11 protein-coding genes are annotated in these 22,114 nt (G+C 52.4%); 7 read left to right on the top strand and 4 right to left on the bottom strand.

Annotated elements, in window-relative coordinates:
* The first annotated feature begins 157 nt into the window (after positions 1–157).
* The 3 genes from K3T82_RS17975 (at position 158) to K3T82_RS17985 (ending at position 9,605) form a co-directional block, all read left to right on the top strand.
* Complete coding sequence (locus K3T82_RS17975) at positions 158–5,443, top strand: HEAT repeat domain-containing protein (RefSeq protein WP_220194817.1); 5,286 nt, start codon at positions 158–160, stop codon at positions 5,441–5,443.
* A gap of 62 nt (positions 5,444–5,505) precedes the next feature.
* On the top strand, positions 5,506–7,527 hold the full coding sequence (locus K3T82_RS17980; RefSeq protein WP_220194818.1) for a WD40 repeat domain-containing serine/threonine protein kinase: 2,022 nt from the start codon (positions 5,506–5,508) through the stop codon (positions 7,525–7,527).
* Between the two features lie 371 nt (positions 7,528–7,898).
* Complete coding sequence (locus K3T82_RS17985) at positions 7,899–9,605, top strand: sensor histidine kinase (RefSeq protein WP_220194819.1); 1,707 nt, start codon at positions 7,899–7,901, stop codon at positions 9,603–9,605.
* 25 nt (positions 9,606–9,630) lie between these two features.
* Here K3T82_RS17985 and K3T82_RS17990 read toward each other — a convergent pair whose 3' ends face one another.
* On the bottom strand, positions 9,631–10,530 hold the full coding sequence (locus tag K3T82_RS17990) for a heme NO-binding domain-containing protein (protein WP_220194820.1): 900 nt from the start codon (positions 10,528–10,530) through the stop codon (positions 9,631–9,633).
* A 463-nt stretch (positions 10,531–10,993) separates the two neighbouring features.
* Between K3T82_RS17990 and K3T82_RS17995 the strand changes: the two genes are divergently transcribed.
* The 3 genes from K3T82_RS17995 to K3T82_RS18005 are packed head-to-tail and all read left to right on the top strand — an operon-like array spanning position 10,994 to position 14,768.
* On the top strand, positions 10,994–12,355 hold the full coding sequence (locus K3T82_RS17995) for a PAS domain-containing protein (RefSeq protein ID WP_220194821.1): 1,362 nt from the start codon (positions 10,994–10,996) through the stop codon (positions 12,353–12,355).
* A complete protein-coding gene (locus K3T82_RS18000; protein WP_220194822.1) occupies positions 12,346–13,548 on the top strand; it encodes a sensor histidine kinase in 1,203 nt (400 codons plus the stop codon). Before K3T82_RS17995 ends, K3T82_RS18000 begins: the two co-directional genes overlap by 10 nt.
* A complete protein-coding gene (locus K3T82_RS18005) occupies positions 13,545–14,768 on the top strand; it encodes a hybrid sensor histidine kinase/response regulator (protein ID WP_220194823.1) in 1,224 nt (407 codons plus the stop codon). Before K3T82_RS18000 ends, K3T82_RS18005 begins: the two co-directional genes overlap by 4 nt.
* A gap of 31 nt (positions 14,769–14,799) precedes the next feature.
* Here K3T82_RS18005 and abc-f read toward each other — a convergent pair whose 3' ends face one another.
* Positions 14,800–16,470, bottom strand: coding sequence for a ribosomal protection-like ABC-F family protein (gene abc-f, locus K3T82_RS18010; RefSeq protein ID WP_220194824.1), 1,671 nt, complete (start codon positions 16,468–16,470; stop codon positions 14,800–14,802).
* Between the two features lie 680 nt (positions 16,471–17,150).
* Here abc-f and K3T82_RS18015 point away from each other — a divergent pair.
* A complete protein-coding gene (locus K3T82_RS18015; protein ID WP_220194825.1) occupies positions 17,151–18,494 on the top strand; it encodes an alkaline phosphatase in 1,344 nt (447 codons plus the stop codon).
* Between the two features lie 123 nt (positions 18,495–18,617).
* Here K3T82_RS18015 and K3T82_RS18020 read toward each other — a convergent pair whose 3' ends face one another.
* Both K3T82_RS18020 and K3T82_RS18025 read right to left on the bottom strand, forming a co-directional pair.
* Positions 18,618–19,814 (bottom strand): VWA domain-containing protein, encoded by a 1,197-nt coding sequence (locus K3T82_RS18020; RefSeq protein WP_220194826.1) that lies wholly within the window; start codon positions 19,812–19,814, stop codon positions 18,618–18,620.
* Entirely contained in the window at positions 19,804–22,113 is a 2,310-nt protein-coding gene (locus K3T82_RS18025; RefSeq protein WP_220194827.1) for a DUF5682 family protein, read from the bottom strand. The genes K3T82_RS18020 and K3T82_RS18025 overlap by 11 nt, the downstream gene beginning before the upstream one ends.
* Position 22,114: the final 1 nt, after the last annotated feature.

Here is a 22,114-nt window from a genome sequence, read left to right on the forward strand (position 1 = left end):
AGAATTTGGCAGAGAGACAGAAACCTTGTCTGAAGGTGAAGACGGATGTTCATCTGTAGCGTGTATAGCCGCAAGGATCAATATGTGTGCTTGTTCGTAGTCAGTAACTAAGTTATACTATTTCCACGATATTCAGAGAAAGGTTTTCAAGGACGATATGCTACAGGAGCCATCATTCGCACGCCCATCTGATCCGTATGGGCGACATGGACCGCGCAAGATCGTCAGGTCGCGCACACTACCACAAAGGATACTGAATAGCTTGGCGATTGCGCTGGTGGGAACTGTGGTTGTGGGAATGATCCTGATCGTGATTCTCTGGCTCCTTAATCCCTTACAGCAAGGGAGTAGTGAGCGTCTTACTGGTATCTTTTCCCTGATGGCACATAGTCCCCTGATTTTCGTGTCACTTTGCTTGCTTTTTCTCACACTCTTCCTGGTAAGTCTCTTTGGGACACGCATTTATGCGCTCCTGCGCTATCTGCGCGAGGCTGGAAGAGAGCATCGGCGCGTTCAGCGTCTCTATACGCCACTGGAAGCGATGGCGAATATTCGCCCAACAGCGGAACAAAATCATCATGAAGTAACCGCGCCAACCATCGCGGTGCAGCGTGAGCCTGTTTCCATCCTTAAACTTCTGGAGCAGCATCGTTCGCATCAGCTTATCCTGGGTGTACCTGGTGCGGGCAAGACCATGGCTCTGCGCGTCTATCAATATCGGGCAGTAGCACAGCCACTTCGCCTGATAGTGCGTCGCGAATACATCCCGATCCTGATTCCTATGAAGAACTATAGCCTCTACCTTAAGCGCTATAGTGATCTTCCAGAGGAGACATGGGCGGATTATGATATTGGCCTTTTAAGCTATCTACAAGAGAGCGACCTACCGGGCATGCATTACATCGCGCCCTATTTGCGCCAGCTTGCGCGACAGGGGCGGCTCCTTTTACTCTGTGATGGCCTGAACGAGGTCGATAGTAATTATCTTTCCTTTGTGAGTCAGGAGCTTGCGGATTTGATGCTGCATTCCGACAATCGCCTGCTCATGACCTGTCGTGAGATAGATTATCGTGAACAGCCTGCCTTTGTGCGGCTGGTAGAGCGAGGGCAGGCCGCATGCGCCACAATCTATCCCCTCCAACCTGCGCAGATCCACCAGTTTGTGGAGCGCTATATCCTGGCCCAGGATGGGCGCTGGCGCCATACTGCTGGACAAATCATCCAAATCATCGACCGTAGTCGCCTGCGCTATCACTGCACTAATCCCATGATGCTTTTTACCTTGATGGAGATTATCGACCAGATTGGCGTTGAGCGTGGAAAGCAGATCGATACACGTGGACGTTTATTGCGAGAATCGGTGGTACAACTGATCGCGCGCGAAAGCCGTCAGGGGCGTTGGTCCTCCAGCGCTTTGAGCGAGCAGGGCGTGATTCGCTTTTTGAGTGTCGTGGCCTGTGCCGCGCGCTGGGCCAATGATCGTAACGCTATCCAGCTCTCGGTATCAGCAACCAATGGACACTGGGGCGAGGCTGATTTGGAAGCCTTCGGTGATGAACTGGCTCTCTGGCTCAATGAAAACCCCGCTCGGGGACCCTACCCTGATGTTGAGGAGCCTGACGCGCTCGATGATATTGCTGCTGACCGGACTCAGTTGCTACAGTTCGCGCTGGCTGGCGATCTGATCGATATTAGCCCTAACGGTGTGCTGAGCTTTCGCCATGAATTGATTGCCGAGTACTTCGTCGCGGAATACTTCTTTGCCGCTGAGCGTCTGACCTCTGAACCAGTGATACGCGAGGAAATGCTGGAGAATGTTGGGCGTTGGAGCGAACCGATTGCGATCTGGGCAGGCCTGCTTGATGATCCCCTGGTTTTGGCTGAACAGTTCGGCGAACGGGGCTTGGAGAGTCGGAGCTATCTCTTGCAGGCGCTTTCTCTGGCGCTGGTCTGTGTTGGTGTGCTCTGGACGCCACCTCAAGCCGAGATTGAGCGCCCAGTCGTCTTGCCGCCAGCCGTAGAAGAAGCGCTTTCTATTGTAGTGCGCAACAAGGAGGCGCGTGAGTCTCTGGCACGAATATTCACGCGTTGCGCCGAGGAAGGAGGGCAGGAGGTCTATCGCTCTCTTCTACCACTTATTATGGTAGAGGGCGTCGACGAGATGCTTATTCTGCTGGATAAGGCTGTTGTGCCGGATTTGCTCTTCTCCTACCTGGAAGACATGGTAGACGACGTGGCATATGAAGCCCAAGTCAAGCGTTTGACGCGGCTCCTGGGCCGTTTTGGTTCGGTTGTGGTTGAACGAGCCGTCGAGCTAAGCCAGCCTCATGCCGAACGGAGTACCCGCCTGCGGGCCGCCGCGATCAATATTCTGGGAGGCACACGTCATCCGCGCGCCGTCGAGCCACTCATTGAGCGTTTGCAAGATACGGATCATTTTGTGATGCAGCGAGCCGCCAATGCGCTCTATCGTCTGGGTCCAGAACTCACGCTTAAACGCCTGTTGCAAATGCTAGAGCAACGTAATGCCAGCGCTGTGAGTGCTTATATGCACCAGGCATCCCTGGTCATCTTAGAGCGCTTTATGAGCGAGCCAGGTGGGCAGCCTCGCGTCACATTGATGCAGTATCTACGTATCCTCGAGACAATTGTGCCGGTGCTAACCTCCAACTATCAGCATGAGCCGCAGACACAGCAGCGTGCGCGCGATATCCTGGTCCGGCTGGCGCGTAATGACGATGGCGTGGGTTCTCGGGATAATCGTTGGGAGAAGGTTATCGAGGCCCTATTGCTCTACCTGCCATCTCAGAATGAAGCAGCGGTCAAAAATGTTATTGAGGCGCTGCGTGAGATTGGTACGGTGGCAACCCCGCGCTTATTGTCGTTGCTACAACAACCTGCTGAGATAGTGCGTATCCGTATCCTAGATGTATTGAAGGAGACGCTCGACCCGCTTGCCCTCCCAGACCTCTTGCGCCTAGTCTCTGAGCCGGGGCAAGCCCTCGCGCGGCGGGTAGCTGATGCGCTTTATGCCTATGCCCCTTCCAGTATTCCTGGGCTGATCGAACTGGTACTTGATAGCCCTCGTGAAGATGCCGCAGAGCGAGCGGCATCAATTCTAAAAGCTATTGGTGAGCGAGCGGGTTTGCCTATCATTGAGGCTCTTGCCCCCATTGTCCAAGGGCGTACGCGTATCCTGGTGCAAATCCTGGCTGATATTCATGAGGTGAGAGCAGTGTCCAGGATGATTGAAATTCTCCAGATGCCGTATGATGAGCCTTTACTTACCATCACGCTTATTCGCGCGCTGGGGCTATTTAGCGAGCCACGTGTTGTTCCTCCTTTGCTGAGTATGCTGTCAAGCTCACACGTGCAATTTCAGGAAGAGGCTATTGAAGCGTTGAGCCAGTTTGGTTCAGTTGCGCTCCCTGATTTGGTAGCGGCGCTTGAAGAGACAACGCCCCAGATTAGGCATCGCCTTCAACGGGCCATCCTGGGTATGCATCCTTTCCCAGGTGAGGAACTCATCAAAGTATTAGAAACAGGCAGCGATGTACAGGTTCAAGCCCTTCTGGAAATTTTTCAGAAGCAGGGCGATGAAGCCGCGCATGTTCTGGTGCAGCACCTGTTGCATCCAGATCAGCACGTGCGCACGCGAATCTATCAAACCCTTGAGGAGTTACCCGGTGCGATTGTAGTGCCAGCCTTGCTGGAGGCCCTGGGCCAGGTGGCGATGCGCCCGACTCTCTCTTCGTTGCTCCTTAAACATCCTGAAGCAGCTATCGCTCCCCTGGTAAGTTTGCTGGGAGATGAAGATCTGGGGGCTACCATTGCCGATCTCTTACCACGCTTTGGTATAGATATGCTCGCGCCATTGATTATGGGCCTCAATGACCAGCGTAGCGCAGCCCGCAACCGCGCGCAAGCCTGTATTATTTCTCTGGTGCGGCAGAGCGACGATCAGCGGAAGATGCTTGATGAAATTGTTAACCTCTTTTACCCACCACCTCCTGAGCGCTCACGCGAGGTCCTCTTGGGGGCATTAACTAGCGAACTGGCTGAACTGAGTCTGCCATCTCTGCTGGCGGGGCTTGAAGATGCTCATCTGCTTGATGGAGTCGCTGAGGCGTTAAAACTCCTGGCACATAAGCGAGAGCACCGCGAATATGTCCTCTCAACCCTGGTCGCGGAATTGGGGAACGAGGAGCGCCGCCGAGGCGCGATGCTTACTCTGGTGCAGATTGGGGTGCCAACCGTCCCATACATGGGAAACTTGATTACCGCAAAAGATGTGGCTATCGCACGCGCTGCCAAGGAGGTTCTACGAGATCTTGGGGTGCTCGCTTTGCCCTTTATCTTGAGCGCGCAGAGCGACCATACAGCACCAGATAGGCGTGAGGCTGCTCTGGAGGTCTTCAATAGCATGTCGCCTCAAGTCATTCGAGAGGAACTAGTAGAAATGCTCTCGCATGACGCTCCATCCGACATGGCGATGGCGATAACCCTGCTTCTGGAGCGCATTTTTGGCGAAACCATACAAGGTTATGAGGACCATGTAATGGTTATGGACCTGATTGAGCACGTGCAGACTCATAGCGACGAGAAGACGAATCAACGCATTATAGCTCTGCTCTTGTTACTTGGTGAGCCCTTGATTGTAAAGCCCCTGTTGCAGGCACTGGATGCCGATCCGAGGCAGCGCAAACTCCTAACATCGCTCTTCTTACTTCTGGGAAAAGCCGCTCAGGAAGAGATGTTGCATGTCTTCCGAGAACCGGAGACAACTGTTGAGTTGCGCGAAGAACTGGCGGCAGTACTTGGTATGCGCTCAATGCCCGAGGCCATTCTAGAGTATGCGCAGGATACGCATCGCTATGGCATCTCCACGACACATAATAATGTGTCAGAGCCAGAGCAACTGACGATTGCTTTACGCGCTCTAGGTAGTCTCCTGGCTGGTGGACAGTGGAACGTGCGCCGCTTGCAAGAACTGCGTTCTCGGTCACGCGAAGGCTTGCCTGAGTATGAGCTCTTTAGCATGCTCCTTGGCTACCGCTATACTCCCCGTATCCAGCAGTTGCAAAACAATTTACAGGAAGAGCAGGATAAGCATAAGCGACAGATGGAGACCTTGGTGCGCGAAATGGCATCGGAGAAGCAGCGCTCTGATAAGCTTCAGAGTCAATTTGAAGACCTTGAGGAACAGCATGAAGAAAATAAGGATGAGCTGAGTCGGGTGTCACGCGAGCGGCAGCGGTTACGGGGTGACCTGGATAAGCTTACGCGTGAGAAAGAGGAGTTGCAAGCGGAACTGCGCCGTATGACTGGCGAACGTGATACCTTACGTCGCGAAGCTGACAAACTGAGCAAACGCCTCAAGGATACTACTAGTCCAAACACTCCAATGTCAGGCGATACCAGGAGTGTTCGAGGACGTTCCTAAGGGCAAAGTGCAGAGACAGAACATAGAGAGAATATTGTTAGAAGGCAGGTTGTGACTACAACATGTTAATGGCAGCGGAGCGTTACCGGCGCATCGATCGCCTGGACCAGGGAAATATGAGCGAAGTCTGGCTCGCACGCGATGTACGTACAAACGAAGATGTCGCGCTCAAGATCTTGCTAACAGTTGCCGAAGACGAGCGGCGCAATCGCAAGGCGCTCGAACGCTTCCAACGTGAGATCAAGATTGCCAGTAGCCTGAAGCATCCCCATATTTTGCCTTTGCTTGACTCTGGCTGGATGCTGTATAACGACCGCAAGGTCCCGTTTCTTGTTTCGCCCCATATGCCTGAAGGCTCACTGGCACAGACATTGAAGAAGCGACCACCCTGGCAATACTGGAGCCTAGCTCAGACCGCCGATGCGATCATACAAGCAGCAGAAAGTCTTTGGTATTTGCATACACGTCGCCCCTTGATTGTGCATGGAGACGTTAAACCTGGTAATTTTCTTGTGCGTACGCTTCGTGATCCGCAGCGTGTTGAGCGAGTGATTGAGCTCTTCCTCTTTGATTTTGGTATAGCGCGCTTGCAGGATATGTCTCTGGGGGATATGGAGGCCAGTGATATCATTGGTACCCTGCCATATATGTCGCCTGAGCAGGTACGGGGACGGGTAGGGTGTGCCTCCGATCAGTATTCATTAGCAGTGATGGCCTGCTGGATGTTAACGGGGCGATTACCAATCCAGGCTGCGACCTATCAAGAATATATGTACGCGCATGTGCAGGACCCTCCCCTTGCGCCAAGCCAGTTAAACCCTGAGCGCATCTTTTCTTCTGCCATAGATGCCGTTATTTTGCGTGCCCTGGCAAAGAAAACTGAACAACGCTTTTCGACTATTCTAGAGTTTGCTCAGGCATTACGGGAGGCGGTTATTCAGCAGGCGAATGAAGAGACTAGCGCGCGCACCATTAGCGTTGATCTAGGTGAGGATGACGCTAGGTATCGCACACCATCTTTCCAAGAGGTATTTGTACCGGTAGTTGAGGAGAACTTTCAGATTCAGCTCGATCCGGTTGAGCTTGATGAGGAGGGGGTGCTCGACGAGCCACTTCCTGGACCAGCGCCCAAAGTTTCATCCACAAATGGGCAACGCGAGATATCAGGTCGTTTATACACACCTCTGGCCTTGCAACCAGTCTATCGCCATGACCTCAAGGCTCGCCCACGCATGCTCTGCTGGTCGCCCCAGGGCGATATTGTGGCCTGCGCCCGCTATGGAGAACCCCCCTTGTTGTTCTATCGTGATGGTCGTGTGGAGTTAGTCCAGGAGGTCGGATTGTCGCTGAGCGCTCATTCGCTTTGCTGGTCGCCAGATGGGCGTGTACTGGCATTAAGTATGCCAGGCGAGATTTATTTTTGGGATGTGGTGGCGCGAAAGTCGCTGCCCCTGGTTCTCCGTTTTCATACCCAGCGGGCCATTGAGGCGTTAGATTGGTCTTCAGGTTCCTATTTGGCGCTTTGGATTGAGAAGCAGGTGATCATCTATCCATTGAATGCCGATCAATTGCGTGTTACACAGCCTTCTTTGCCTCTCACACTCTCAAGAGAAGAGATGCGTAGCGGTAGTAATAACGTTCTGCGCTGGTCGCCAGATGGCAAGCGCTTGCTCGCTGGAACGAGTGATGGGCGTGTCCTCTGCTGGCGTATGGGGCAGCGTGTGACTGTCCAGCTAGATCTCCAGATTGGGCAGAAAGTACAAAGTGTAAGCTGGTCGCCGGATGGGAGTTTCTATGCGCTGGCACTACGCGATAATCGTGTCATTGGTTATGATCGCACAACCCATGAACAGATCTTTCAGTGGAGTAACCTCCCAGGAATGCCGCGAATGCTAAGCATTGCTCCCAACCAGCGCATCGCTATTATGTTGAGCACCAGACGTCTGGTATTTGGTTTTCCGGGCGAGCTTGCGCCGCTTTACTCTCTGCCTGCTCAGTTGTCTGCGGTCTGGTCTCCTACACGTAATGAGCTAGCAACCATTGACGAGGCGAGTGATACTCAGCTTACCATCTGTAGTGAGTGAAAAGCGTGTGTAATTAGCAGATTCATAGCAGGTAAGTATACTATTCGTAATTATTTATGCTTCAGGTGATATTATTGTAAATGGCTTGCCAGCGTGAAAAATTTGCGTAAAAGACTAAATAAGTATATACTTGATAGCAGCCATACTCTAGGATATACGAAGATTTTGAGAGGAAATTACTCGTTCAAATGTGGGGAACAAGAGGGTGGTTGATGTTGATAGATAAGCGGCAAAATTTGCGCATCCATTATTTGCGTATAACTTGTAATTAGGGGGATGGGGGATTTTGTTGTAGTGCCTATCCACATAGCCATCAAGAGCCTGTAGATTCGTGGTGGCGTTCTGTAGTTATTGTACAGGTGGTGCTTGCGGTGTTGGTCAATGTGTTCATGGCAATAGACCTCTGGTTTCTTTTCCAGCTTCCATTCTTTGGAGAGTTTGGATTGATGCAGGGTCTTCTGGCTGTGGTGGGTATTTGTTTGTTTGCCTGGGGTATACGACGTGCCCATCGTAAGGCTGAAATGGTGCGCCAACAATTGGATGTTATCCTGGAGGCGTTCCCTGACGCGATTTCGGTCTACAATAGCTCTGGTCGCCTGGTGCGATGTAATCGCGCAACCCGCGATCTGATGGTTGAGCGGCGGAGAGATAGTATGTGCCAGGCTGAGGTTTTCAAGCCATGGACGTTAGAGGATGGAGACGCGATATCTCTGGTCCATGAGCAATCCCCTCTCATGCGCTCATTAAAGGGGGAGACGGTTCTGGGGTATGAGGTGTGCTATCTCGATGGGCGCAAGCAGGGTCAGATGCTCTCAATCGATAGCTTTCCTGTTGTGCTTGATAAACATAAGGTTGAGAGCGTCATTCAGGTTACCCATGATATCTCGCCACTCTACGCCATGAAGTGTGAGATGCTAAAGCATGCGGGAAGATTTCAAGCGTTATTGAACTCTATTACTGATGCTGCCTATATTCTGGATCAAGAAGGTAATATTGTGCAGGCTAACGCCAGCGCACGTATGGCTCTTGTCAAACTGGAAGCGGGAGCACTCAGTAGCGCGTTGCTCTTTCGCACTGGCATTGAGTGCCAACTTCTTGATGCTGAAGGTGAATTGCTGGCGACTCATGCTCTTCCTGTGTCTCGCCTCTTGCGTGGGGAGGAGTTAGTTGGTGAGCAGATGGTTGAGGTACGTGTGCGCTCCCTGCATGCGCATGATCTCCGGTTGAATGTCTATGGAGCACCTATGTTTGATGGAGAGGGAAACTTGTGTGGGGCAGTCGTAATCACGCGCGATGTCACGGAACGGCAAGGCCTGGCGCTCCAGGATGAGCGGGACGCCGCTCAACAACGCATGGAGCAGTTCTTAGGGATTGTTAGTCATGAGTTACGCAATCCTTTGACCACAATCAGTATGAGTCTCCAGTATTCTCGATCCTTGCTAAAAACGACGACCAAAGCATTGTTAGAGGACGATCCTTTGCGTGTGAAGTTACATGAGATCTATCAACTATTAGCCAGGGCTGAGAGGCAAGTTGGGGTGCAGGATCGTATTATTAATGATCTCTTTGAGGTTTCTTCACTCCAGTTTAAGCATTTTTCACTCCACCTGGCTCATTGCGACCTATACAGTACTCTGCGCGTTCTGGTTTCCGATTTTCAGTCCTCTCATCGTGAGAGAGAGATCAGGCTGGTTCCTGCAAACTATACTGGTGAGTTGATTGTGGTCATAGATAGAGAACGAATCGCGCAGGTCGTGAACAATTATATGCAAAACGCATGTAAATATGCGCCTGAGGGCTCCCCCATTGATGTGAGAGTGGTTGCGGGTGATAATGAGGTATGTATAGGGGTCAAAGACGAGGGGCCAGGGCTTGCACCTGAAGAGCAGGAACGGGTTTGGGAGCTGTTCTACCGCGTGCCAGGAATTCATGTCAACGCAGGAGTCAGCAAAGGAGCGGGCCTGGGTTTATATATTTGCCGCACCATTATTGAACAGCATCAGGGGCAGGTTGGTGTTGAGAGTGCCCCTGGTGCTGGCTCAATCTTCTGGTTTACTATTCCATTTGCGCAACGCTGACCAATAGCCAGTCTTTTCTAGTATGCTACTTTGTGCGTGCGGAGGATGAACGCAGATCATGGAAGCCTGTATGTGAAACCGTCCCATCAGTGGGAGCGCGCCAGTAGCGTCTATGCATCACATTTTCGCCTGGTTGATTGGCGGAGCTTGCGGCTAGGCCCACAAATTGAAGATGATTGATTGCTTCTTGAATGGCGCTCAAGCGAGGCATACTTTGTTTGGGATTGAGTGCCTGTTGCTGGATACGCTGCTGAATTTCGCCCAGTTCTATACCATCTTGTTCGGGTAAGACATGCAGCACCTGGTCAGCTAGAACTTGTTTCTCATACCGTCTGCGTGCTTGCTCATGTGTCTCGCGTGCGCTAGCTGAGCGTGTCGGCTGAAAGCTGAGTTCAAAGCGGCAGGTGGCATCCCCACGCTTCATGCAACTACTCTCAATGATTGTGACTCGTTCTTGAAAACGCTCGGCGGCACCTTCGATTGCGCCATATAGAAGAGGGCATAGCTGGCGAGGGCTATCATATACGAGTATAAATTGGTCTGGTTTAGTCATTGGCTCATAGCCAAAAAGTGGAGGGGTGAGTGCTTCAGGAACGCGCCTCATCTGGGCGTGTGCGTTGCGCATGACCAGTAAGAGCTCTTTCCCACTATGTACACGCGAAAGTAGGTAGGCGCAGAGATGGTTGGTGAGGCCATTCAAGATGAAGTAGCGACCATAATCACGCAGAATGACATTGCTTGGTAGACCCGTGAGTTGGCAGGCCGCGCCTACTCCCGCAAGCAATTGTGTATCGTCGTAGACTTTGCTTACCAGCGGTGAAGACATGCTATCCTCACCGATAGTCTCGCGATAGGTTTGGAAGAGTCTATTGCCAAAGCGTTCTGCCAGGTATTTTTCCCACGTCACAAAGACCAATCCATGCATAGGGTTTTCCTCCACGTATCAACAACATCGCCAGGTTATATGTATAATCTGGTATTTCTCCCTGATTGCCCTATTTAGACGCGATTCGATCAAATGGAAACTCTAGGTGTAGGCGCAAATGGAAGTGAAAAAGGTTTTAAATGTATGTATGTGTTTGGCTCAGAAACTAGGTTTTGTAAGTATAGCATATTTGTAATGTAAATGAGCAAGTCCATGTTTTTATATGAATAAACTGTAATTATAACCATAAGATATGTGCCTTCCAATGGCTCCTCTTCTGGTTATAACTGAGTCGCAGATGAATAACCCAAATGTCCTTGGTCTGGTGTCCTGGTGTCATGCTAGTCAGAAGCGTGTATGTTATAATTCTTAGGCATATTATTGATAGCATATATGTGCCCATCTGAGATTTGTCCTTGCTTGGGAAAGAAAGAACGTCGCCACTGGCAGGAGGATTGTTTACATGTCGAAGTATGTAGTACCTCAGCCCTCATCCGAAGATCAAGCCGATGTTACTGATACGAAGCCGCATGGCTCACTTGATGCTGATATTATCATCAAGAACGCGCCGGACCCGGTGTTTGTCTCGGATCTAGATGGAAAGATCCTGCTGGCGAATGATGCGGTATATGAGCTGCTGGGCTTCAGAACCGACGAAGTGCTAGAGCAGTCACTTTCGCGTTTTATCAGCGCGGAGGAGACACGCGAGTTCACGGCGGCGTTGCGCGAGGTGATTGAGCGTGGAGTGACGAGAAACGCGCGCCTCAATCCCTTGAGCGCGTCAGGAGAGATCATTTCGACGAGCTTGAATGCCTCAGCCTTGCGCGATGCGGATGGTAAGGTTATTGGGGCTATTGGTATTTTGCGTGATATGCGCGAGCTGGATCGTGCTCGCGTTTATGCTGATAACCTGATTAAGAATGCGCCGGACCCGGTGTTTGTCTCGGATCTAGATGGAAAAATCCAATTGGCGAATGATGCGGTATATGAGCTGCTGGGCTTTAGAACCGACGAAGTGCTAGAGCAGTCACTCTCGCGTTTTATCAGCGCGGAGGAGACACGCGAGTTCACGGCGGCGTTGCGCGAGGTGATTGAGCGTGGAGTGACGAGAAACGCGCGCCTCAATCCCTTGAGCGCGTCAGGAGAGATCATTTCGACGAGCTTGAATGCCTCAGCCTTGCGCGACGCGGATGGTAAGGTTATTGGTTCAATTGGTATTCTGCGCGATATGCGCGAACTGGATAAAGCGCTTGCCTACTCCGATAACATAATCAAGAACTCGCCGGACCCGGTATTTGTCTCAGACCTGGAGGGAAAGATCCAACTGGCCAATGACGCGGTGTATGAGCTCCTTGGATTCCGTCCCGACGAAGTGCTAGAGCAGTCGCTCTCACGTTTCATCAGCACAGAAGAGGCGCGTGAATTCCTAGCCGCTCTTCGTGAGGTGATTGAGCGTGGGGTAACGCGTAACGCGCGCTTGAATCCGCGTAGCGCTTCTAATGAGGTCATTCCCACAACCCTTAATGCTTCAGCTTTACGTGATGTTGACGGCAAAGTAATTGGCGCGATTGGTATTCTGCGTGATATGCGCTCATATGAGAAGGTCGTCAATGACTTGCAGGAATCAAAGGCTGAATTGCAAGAAAAGATCCTTGATCTGGAGAAATTTGAAGAGGTCGTGGTGGGTCGTGAGCTCAAGATGATCGCCCTGGAGAAAGAAATTGAGAACCTGAAGCATCAGCTAGATGAGGCGCGTCGCGGTCATGTAGCGAAGCGCGAAAACGATAGTAGGGCTGAGCGTAGTCAGGGGGGGCGATGGACGTAGCACAGCGACAGATTAAACACTCTGACAGGGATTATATCAAGCCTCAAGAACACGAAGCTGAACAACTTCGTGCGGAATTGGTGCAGCTACATCGTGAACATGAGCGCGTGCTGGGCGAGAAACAGATCCTGGAAGCTCGTATGCAGAAGAGTGAAGCGCGTCGTCGAGCCTTTGTGCATATCCTGAGTGATCTAAATACATTGAACCGCAAATTGGTGGATCAGCGGAAGGCCATGATTCACATCCTTGCGGACTATGAGCAGGATCGTCGGCGCATGGTGAAGCAGACTGAGCGCCTGGATAACTCACGCCGCGCCCTCCTCCATATCCTGAAAGATTCCCATCAATCAAACCTGCGTCTGGAGAGCAGTCGTAAGGCCATGATTCATATCATGAGCGACCTGAAGGAGACGACTGAAGAGGTACAACAGCGTGAACAGGAGCTTCGGGAAAAGCAGGAGCAACTGGTTCAGGCTGGAAAGCTGGCAACATTGGGAGAATTGACGACAGGTGTGGCGCATGAGCTGAATAACCCGCTCAATAACATTGGCCTGTTCGTCGGAAACGCGATTGATCTGGTGGAACTAGGAATGGCGACCACGGAACCTGAGCGTATCTTACAGGAACTCTATAATGCTATGCAGCAGGTGCGTAAAGCGACAGAAATCATTTCACATCTGCGTACCTTTGGGCGTGCAGCCTCGGTGAGCCGAGAACCAGTCAACATTGTGCAGGTCATACAGCGCTCTATTTCGTTAATGCGTGAGCAATTACGTCTACGTTTGATAGAGGTTGAAATGCAGTTTCCCGAAGAAGATGTCATTGTCTTTGGCAATGCGATCCAAATGGAGCAGGTATTTATCAATCTTTTGACGAATGCTCGTGATGCGCTGGTTGATGCTCCTACGAAGGAGATCTCAATACGTTGCGCGAAGAATGTTGATACGGTTGAGATCAGCGTGGCTGACACGGGGCCTGGCATCTCGCCAGAGCTTGAGCAGCGTGTATTTGATCCATTTTTTACGACAAAAGAGGTTGGTGCAGGAACTGGATTAGGTCTGTCGATTACATATGGTATCATTAAAGAACATAATGGCGCGATTCGGGTGCAGAGTCGCCTGGGCGAAGGCGCTCGCTTTCTGATACAGCTTCCGCTAAAACCTGACAATGATCCTGAAGGGGGAATGAGTTGAAGCAATCTCGCATCCTGATTGTTGATGATGATGCCGCTCTTTTACAGGCTTTGCCCCAGGCGATCTATTTACGTATGAAGGACGTGACGGTCACTACCTGTGATTCTGCTTTAAAGGCTCTTGAGAGCTTACAAGATTGTAAATATGATGCGATCGTAAGCGATATTAAGATGCCTGGGATGGATGGGCTGGCTCTGTTAAGTAAGATCCAGGAATTGTGTCCAGATACGCCTACACTCCTTATCACCGGACATGGTGACCATAATCTGGCGATTCAGGCCCTACGTGGTGGGGCCTATGATTTTATCCAGAAGCCGATCGACCGCGATTACTTTGTGGCGGCACTTGCACGCGCAATTCAGACACATCAGTTGCGCCGCCAGGTTCTGGAACAGCAGCAGGCGCTAGAGCGGCATGCACGCTCTCTGGAGCAGGCTGTGGAGGAGCGGACTCGCGAGTTGACCGCTGCCAATGCTGCCAAGGACGAGTTCTTAAGCATGGCTTCACATGAGCTGAAGACGCCGCTCTCCAGCCTGAAGGGCATGACACAGTTATTGCGGCGCAAACTAGAGCGAGCAGGCTCTAATGATGTGCCAAACCTGGTCAGCATGGAGAATTCCATTCGGCGCATGGAGGTGCTGGTCAATGATTTGCTTAATATCTCATTTGTTGAGATGGGAATGTTTGAGTTACGTACATTCCCTTGTAACATAAATGAGCTTTGTCAGCGCCTGGTCGATGAATATTTAGTCGGGACGAATCCGCCACCTGTGATTGATTTACAATTGCCCCAGGAGCAGATCGAGGCAGAGGTTGACGTTGAACGTCTGGGGCAGGTAATCATCAATCTCCTCTCTAATGCTCGCAAGTACTCTAATGCTTCTATTTATGTGGCGCTGACCTATAATGACACGGAGTGCCATATCTCGGTACGAGATACCGGAGTGGGTATCCCTCCCGAGTTATTAAAACATATATTTGAGCGCTTTTATCGCGTCCCCGGTAATGAGGTGCAGCGCGGTTCTAGTATTGGTCTAGGTGTGGGTCTCTATATTACGAATCAGATTGTAGAGAGTCATGGTGGACGCATTGAGGTACAGAGTGTACCAGGTAAAGGGAGCACCTTTACTGTTGTGTTACCATGCTTGAGGGCTGTGATCCCCTCAACGCCACCTCATCAGGAGGATGGTTCGCAATTGACCTCACAACCCCAGGCATGATACTTGCGACAAAGCAGAGCGTAACGGGGTATTATGACACCGAAGCGGCCTGAATTATATCGCGTTTAACGAGTAGCCCGTCTTTAAGTTCCCAGACTTCGCCTCCAAAGCGTTGGATGAACCAGCGATCATGCGAGATGGCAATGACGGGGCCTGGGAAGTGTAGAACAGCCTCTTCAAAGGCCTCTAGCACGTCCAGACTGATGTAGTTGGTTGGTTCGTCGAGTAGGAGCACGTTCGGGTTTGTTGCCATCAGGCGCGCGATCTCCAGTTTGCGTCTCTGCCCGATACTAAGCTGCTGCACGCGCTTCTGCATATCCTCCAGGCGGAAGAGCCCATACCCAATCAAACGCCCAATGAATTCGCCTTCAAAGCCTACCTGATCATAACGGTAGCTCTCAATGACAGTCTTATCAAGATTTGATGTGTCTGGCTCCTGGGGAAGATAACCAATCTTTCCTCCAGGAGCAACGATAATGCTGCCACTATCGGGTTGCTCCTCTCCTCGCAGGAGCCGTAGAAGCGTGGTTTTTCCTGCTCCGTTGGGACCGATGAGCATGATCCGTGAGCCTGGTGCCAGCGAGAGATTGAGATTTTCAAAGAGTGGCCGCTCTCCGAAGCGCTTGTTTACCCGTGAGGCCTGGACCACTACCTGAGACTGTATGGGTGCGGAACGAAAGTACGAAGTGACACTGATCAACTCCGGTGGTTTGGGAATTGGATCGGCTTCAATCCGCTTGAGGCGCTCCTCCGTCTCATGAATATCGCGTGCTACCGCGTTGGCGACGCGTTGATCAAAGAAGTTCTTCGCGAATTTGTCGTTATCGCGCGGCGGACGATAACCGTGTCCGATATGTTTTCCTTTCTCCTTCAAGCGTTTGCGGAGCTCTTTGAGTTCCTCCTGTTGCCGTTCATAATCCTCCTCCCATTGTTTGCGCTCGGCCTCGCGAGTGGCGACATATGCGTCATAGTTGCCGGTATAGGTCTTGAGATGATGGTTATGCTCATCGATCTCGAAGATGGCGTTGACAGCGCGATTAAGGAATTGACGGTCGTGCGAGACGATAAGGGCCGCACCTCGATAGTTCGCGAGATAGTTTTCGAGCCATTCCATGCTCGCGAAGTCGAGATGGTTAGTTGGCTCGTCAAGTAAGATGATGTCTGGTGAGCGTAGCAGCAAGGTTGCCAGTCCAATGCGCTCCTTCTCACCCCCTGAAAGAGTTTCAACTTCCTGCGTGCGTGGCAGATAGGAGAGACGTAGCCCTTCTAGAATGCTATCAATCTTATAGTCAAGTTCGTAGCCGCCTGCGTTCTGAAAATGGGTTAATACTGCGTTATACTCTTCCAGTAATGTGCCAAGTTGGGCCTCATCGGCGTTGCTCATGGCGTGTTCCAACTCATGCATGCGAGTTTCCAACTGACGGAGATTGCCTACGGCTTCCATGATTAGATCTTGAATGGTGCGACCATAGAAGTGAGGCGTTGTTTGAGGCAGATAGCCTGCCTCTACAGAGGGCGCGAAGGCGAAAGTGCCGCCGTCAGCCTCCTCGGTGCCCGTGAGAATGCGTAGTAAGGTTGATTTGCCAACGCCGTTGGGGCCGACGATGCCGATGCGGTCGCCCGTGTTAACAACACATGAGATCTCGCTCAGGACCGTTATCGCGCCATAAGATTTACTGAGGTTTCGTATAGTTAATAACATAGAGGGCACCTCGCTTTATAATGGGTAGATGGAGTATGTGTGTAAAAGCGTTGAGGGTGCCTGAGGTTGCGCTCACATGTGTCGGTTATGATGCTTTGGTGCGACGCCATAGCAGAGGCGATGCAAATGCTGCTAAATGGAAAGGGGTAGTGGTGGACTACCGAGCATATCATGAGCACGAATTCAGGCAAGAAGTAACCGATCACAGGCACACCTTTATAGAGTCAGGCGCGTGGCACACAGCCATAATGCGCCGAGTTAGATGTGTGAAGTGGGGGTTACTTATCCAAGAATTTTGCTCATGCCTGCCAACGGAGTCTCCTTTATGTGAGGAATAGTGAACATATCCATTATACATGATTACCTGGTAAAAGTCAAAGGCTGAGTACGGATTTTTAGCAATTTGCAGTCAATAGTATATAAAGTACTCTCAAGCTCGTTTTATCCATTTTGGCGTTAAAGGATGGGATGTGTGCGCGGAAAAATGTTATGCATACCAACATTTTTCCACTGGAGAGCTGTGAAGTTGATCGCTTGCCACGCCAGAGCCGAACTAAAAATATTACCAAAGCTTAAAAACACATTAAATGCGACTTAACAGTTGCATCCCTATACTAGATCCGTAAAGGTTTTATGGGTATTTGATTTAGAGCATTGTTTCTAATTCAAGGAGGATAGTTGTGCCTATTAAATGGCTGAAGAAGAGTATTTTTGTTATAGTTGCCCTGGTGGCTCTGCTTATACCTGGCGCTGCCCTGGCTCAGAATGTGTTAGCCAGTCATGGTGATGGGGGAAGGCATGCGAAAAATGTCATCCTGTTTATTGGGGATGGCATGGGTGACTCTGAAATCACAATTGCTCGTAACTATTATGTTGGGGCAAATGGTCGCTTGAATATGGACCGTCTTCCCTTTATTGGCGCCAGCACGACCTATGCGCTTCAGGAAGCGAATCCCTTGCTTACTGAATTTGTGACTGATTCAGCTGCCAGTGGAACGGGTTGGGCAACAGGGACCAAGACCAGCAATGGTCGTATCTCTACCACCGCTAAAACCGATATTGATCTGCCCACTCTCCTTGAACTGGCTCAGAAGTCAGGTTATCTTACCGGTGATGTGAGCACAGCGGAATTGACCGACGCGACTCCTGCTGTTCTCGCCTCCCATGTCTCCAACCGTAACTGCCAGGGGCCTGCTGATATGGGTAGCTGCCCTCAGGATAAGATAAGCGCTGGCGGCCCCGGTTCAATTGCCGAGCAAGAAGTTGCCCACAATATCAACGTTCTGCTGGGTGGCGGTAAACAGCGCTTCGATCAGCTCATTACTGACGGTAAATACGCTGGAAAGAGCGTACTTGAGTCTGCTCGGAACCAGGGTTACACAATCGCGACCGACGCCAACAGCTTAAAGCAGAGCAACGGCAAGCATGTGCTTGGTCTCTTCAATAGCGGCAATATGAGCCTGGAATGGACTGGTACTCCGGCGCAGCCCTATCCTGGTAGCGGTCCTCAGACCTGCCAGCAGAACCAGCGCCCAGCCAACGAGCCCAGCCTGTCTGACATGACGAAAAAAGCTCTTGACCTGCTTCAGAACAACCATGATAATAAGAATGGCTTCTTCCTCCAGGTCGAAGGTGCTTCCATTGATAAGCAGGATCACGCTTCTAGCCCTTGTCAGCAAATTGGTGAGACCATCGCCTTCGACAACGCGATTAAGCAAGGTATGGAGTTCGCCCGAACGCATCCTGACACGCTGATCCTGGTTACCGCCGATCATGGACATACCTCTCAGATCATCGAGTCGCCAACGAATGCTAGTCAGCCTGGAGCCTTCAGCAAGTTGATTACCAAAGATGGCTCTATCATGTGCGTGAGCTACGCGACAGCCCCTGTCGGCGCTTCGCAGTCTCATACAGGAACGCAGGTCCGCATCGCGGCTATGGGACCTGACGCGAATAAGGTAATGGGTGTCATCAACCAGACCGATATCTTCAAGATTATCAAGGAGAGATTGAGCCTGCGCTAAAGCGTACACTCAGTCTCTTTTAATGGGCCTGTCTCTGCCAGAGAGGTGATATGAATCTCTCTCAACAACAAGCCCAAAAAAGCCCACAAGCGCTTCGCATGAAACACTTGTGGGCTTTTGTCACTATTTGGCGCGGGTGGCGACGATGTCGTTACGCGCGGCCCACATATCGAGGTCCTGGTGTTGGATGGCGGCTGCCATAAGGTCGGGGAAGAGGTCCGGCGTGCAGGCGAAGGATGGAATGCCCATCTTCGCCAGTTGGGCTGCGTTCCTCTTGTCATAGCCAGGTGCGCCGTCGTCGCTGAGGGCGAGCAGACAGATGACCTGCACGCCGCTGGCGACCAGTTCAGCGGCGCGGCGCATCATCTCGCGTTCATTACCGCCTTCATAGAGGTCGGTAATGAGAACCAGAATGGTCTGATTCGGGCGGGTGATGACTTGCTGGCAATAGCCAAGGGCGCGGTTGATGTCGGTACCACCTCCAAGTTGGGTACCGAAGAGCAGATCAACCGGGTCTTGTAGATCCTCAGTAAGATCAACGACCGATGTATCGAAGACGACCATGCGCGTGCTAACAGCACGAATGGTTGCCAGAACCGCACCGAAGATGCCGGAGTAGACCAGCGAAGAAGCCATAGAGCCGCTCTGGTCTACGCAAAGCACGATATCGCGTAGCGAGGAGCGCTTATGACCATGCCCAATAAGCTGCTCGGCGATGATCGTCTGCTTTTCTGGCAGGTAGTTCTTCAAGTTCGCGCGAATGGTTCGATGCCAGTTGATCTCATTGGCACGCGGGCGGCGTGTATAGGTTGAGCGGTTGAGGCTACCACGCACGGCCTGCTGCAATGGATTGGCGAGCTTACGTTCAAGCTCCTCGACAACCTTGCGCACCACCTGGCGCGCCGTATCCTTGGTCTTCTCTGGGATGACGCGACTGAGTGAGAGCAGCGAGGCGACGAGGTGGACATCGGGGTCAACCTGCTCAAGCATCTCAGGTTCGAGCAACATGCGCGTCAAATTGAGCCGCTTCAGAGCGTCCTGCTGCATGACGCGTACGGTAGAGGAAGGAAAGTAGGTCCGTATATCCCCCAGCCAGCGCGCGACATTGGGTGATGATCCGCCAAGACCTGCCGAGCGCTCCGAGTCATAGAGCGCCTCCAGGGTTTTGTCCATACCCAGATCGCGCCCACCTAACATTCCTTCGCCTGCTCCTTCCGCACCAGCACCAGCACTTCCGCCCGCGCCACCTAATCCCGCTTCGGCCTGTTTGCCCAGAACCAGACGCCAGCGGCGCAGGCGTTCTTTCTCATCAATTGCCATTGAACGTTACTCCCATAATCTGCGCTAGTAACGGTAAAACACTCTCTGCCCGTTGCTGGTTCAGTGGACGCTGCTCCTGTAGGGAGGTCGTGCCCGATGTACCAGGCTCGGATGTGTGTGTGAGATGCTTGACCTTTTCTCCCATTGAGCGCCGCTCGGGAGGTTGGAATTCGCTAAAGGCGCGGCGTAAAATGGGCAGCAATTGCTCAAAGGTGTCAACCGAAAGCTCGCTGAGCCAACTATTGAGGGCGGACCAGAGATTATCAATATGCAGGACAAGGAAGCCGCTTCCAGTGAGCACGCCTTCGATCCAGCTTGCGGCCTGTGTGGCTGGCACCGCTGGCGCTAGGTTCAGACCCGTCTGACGCTGAAGCTCCTCGCTGTCGATGGCGCGCTGCTCAAGCAGCAGGCGGCAGCAGCGGCCCCGGATGAGACCGTGGATGTCTTCACGCTCCACCAGGAGGCGTAGCAGCCTTTGCCAGGCGACCTTGTGCTCATCTTGATTGAGCAGATTCAGTGCTTCATTGGTATGGTTGATACTCTGAATCATTCCACGTGCTGCGTCTTCGTCAAGCGCGGCGCATGCGCCGGGTAGGCCAACTAGCACACGCTCGAAGAGTCCATTGAGAATGGGCATCACCTGATCCGCTCGTGTTCCACGCACATCACCATAGCGGGCAACCTGCGCCAGGGGAGGCATGGCATCCATCAGGTGGCGCACATCGGCTGAGACGGCGGCGCGCTGTTGAATGACTGTGAGCAGGTGATCGGTTGCTTCTGGGAGCATCGCGAGAATAACCTTGTCGAGAAGGTTCGTGAGCGCTGGAAGCTCTTGCTGTTGTTCTGCCTCCCGTTTGACGAAGGCTGTCGTCGCTTCAAGGACAGTATTGCCCCAGATGTTGGCTTCGATCAGGTCGACCGCGAACTCAACTTTCCAGAGAAGTTGCCAGTGTTCCCAGAAGGTGCCTTGCTTCTGGGAACCGGTGTGTATGGTCTTGCCCCAGGGAATATTGAGCAGGTTGAGGCGGTGCAGCAACTGACTGCGTCCGCGCGCCTGATCTTTGCGCAGGTCCAGTTCGAGCTTTGTCGTCTCAACCGATGGTGTGAGGCGCAGCTGGCGTTGCAGGTTCTCCAGGTCACGCTGGAGTGGCACGGCTGGCGTCTCCTTGGGAACACGGCCCAGACGCTCGCCTATCTCCAGCTTCTCGCGGATCAACTGCATCGGTTCGTCGTTACCATGACAGAGAACTGTCTTAATGGCTTCATGGAGTTCGCTCAGGCCGGGCATGGGCAGATCGCGCAGAGCTGCTAGCGCATAGGCGAGGCGCACGGCTTCGATTACACTGGCCGAGGAGGCATCCATATCTTCCTTGCGCAAAAGCTGCGCAGCGCGTGTAATCCAGCGCACAACCGCCTGTTTCGGTGTGTTCCACAGGTGCTCGTACCAGCCGGGCGAGGTAATACCCGCTCCATAGCCACTGCGATAGGAGAGGCGTGAATTGGTCCAGGGAATCCAGGTTGCCTCTATCTTGACCTTGGGCAGGCCCTTGAGCAAGCGTTGATCCTCTGTAGCGGGACCCGGTTCGACGAGGACAGGAGCGTGCCATGCTCCGCAGACTACAGCGATGCGCTGGAAGCCCTCTTTCTGAGCTGTGCGGATGCACTGACGCATGTGAGCCTCACGCAGGATATCCTCTCCTCGCGTCTCGCGTCCCTCACGGAGCGCGGTCATGGCTTCGAGGATACCTACGAAGATGTCGCGGCTATCGACGCGCTGCTCGATTTGTTGTTCCCACCAGCTTTCATCATCGCTATAGCCAGCGGCTTTTGCCAGCATGCCGAGCGGGTTTTCACGCTCTTCGGTTTCTGGCTCGGGTGCGAGAGTCGCGTTACGTGCTTCGGGGCCAGGAAGTGTCTCATCACTGGGCTGGTCGAGGGGCTGCTGGGTCTCCTGCACTTCCTTCTCTGCCTCTTCGCGACGGCGCGCCATCTGGATAGCCTGTGGCAGATCCATAAAGCGAAGCTCAATATTATTATTGAAGCTGTATTGGAGTGCTTGCCACTCGGGTGAGAAGGTTGTGAAAGGATAATAGACGGCTTGCTTAGGTTGATCTGGCGCGTAGAGGAGCAGGGCGACCGGTGGTTTCATACCCTTGTCTACGCAGAACGGTAGCACGTCCTGAGCCTCGGGTGGCCCCTCGACCAGCACGATATCTGGCTGGTACGCTCGTAGCGCCTGGCGCAGGCTGCGTGCGCAGCCTGGCCCATGGTGGCGAATGCCGAAGACTGAGATGCTCACT

It is taken from the genome of Ktedonospora formicarum (genome assembly GCF_016587355.1).
GTDB classification, from domain to species: Bacteria; Chloroflexota; Ktedonobacteria; order Ktedonobacterales; family Ktedonobacteraceae; genus Ktedonobacter; species Ktedonobacter formicarum.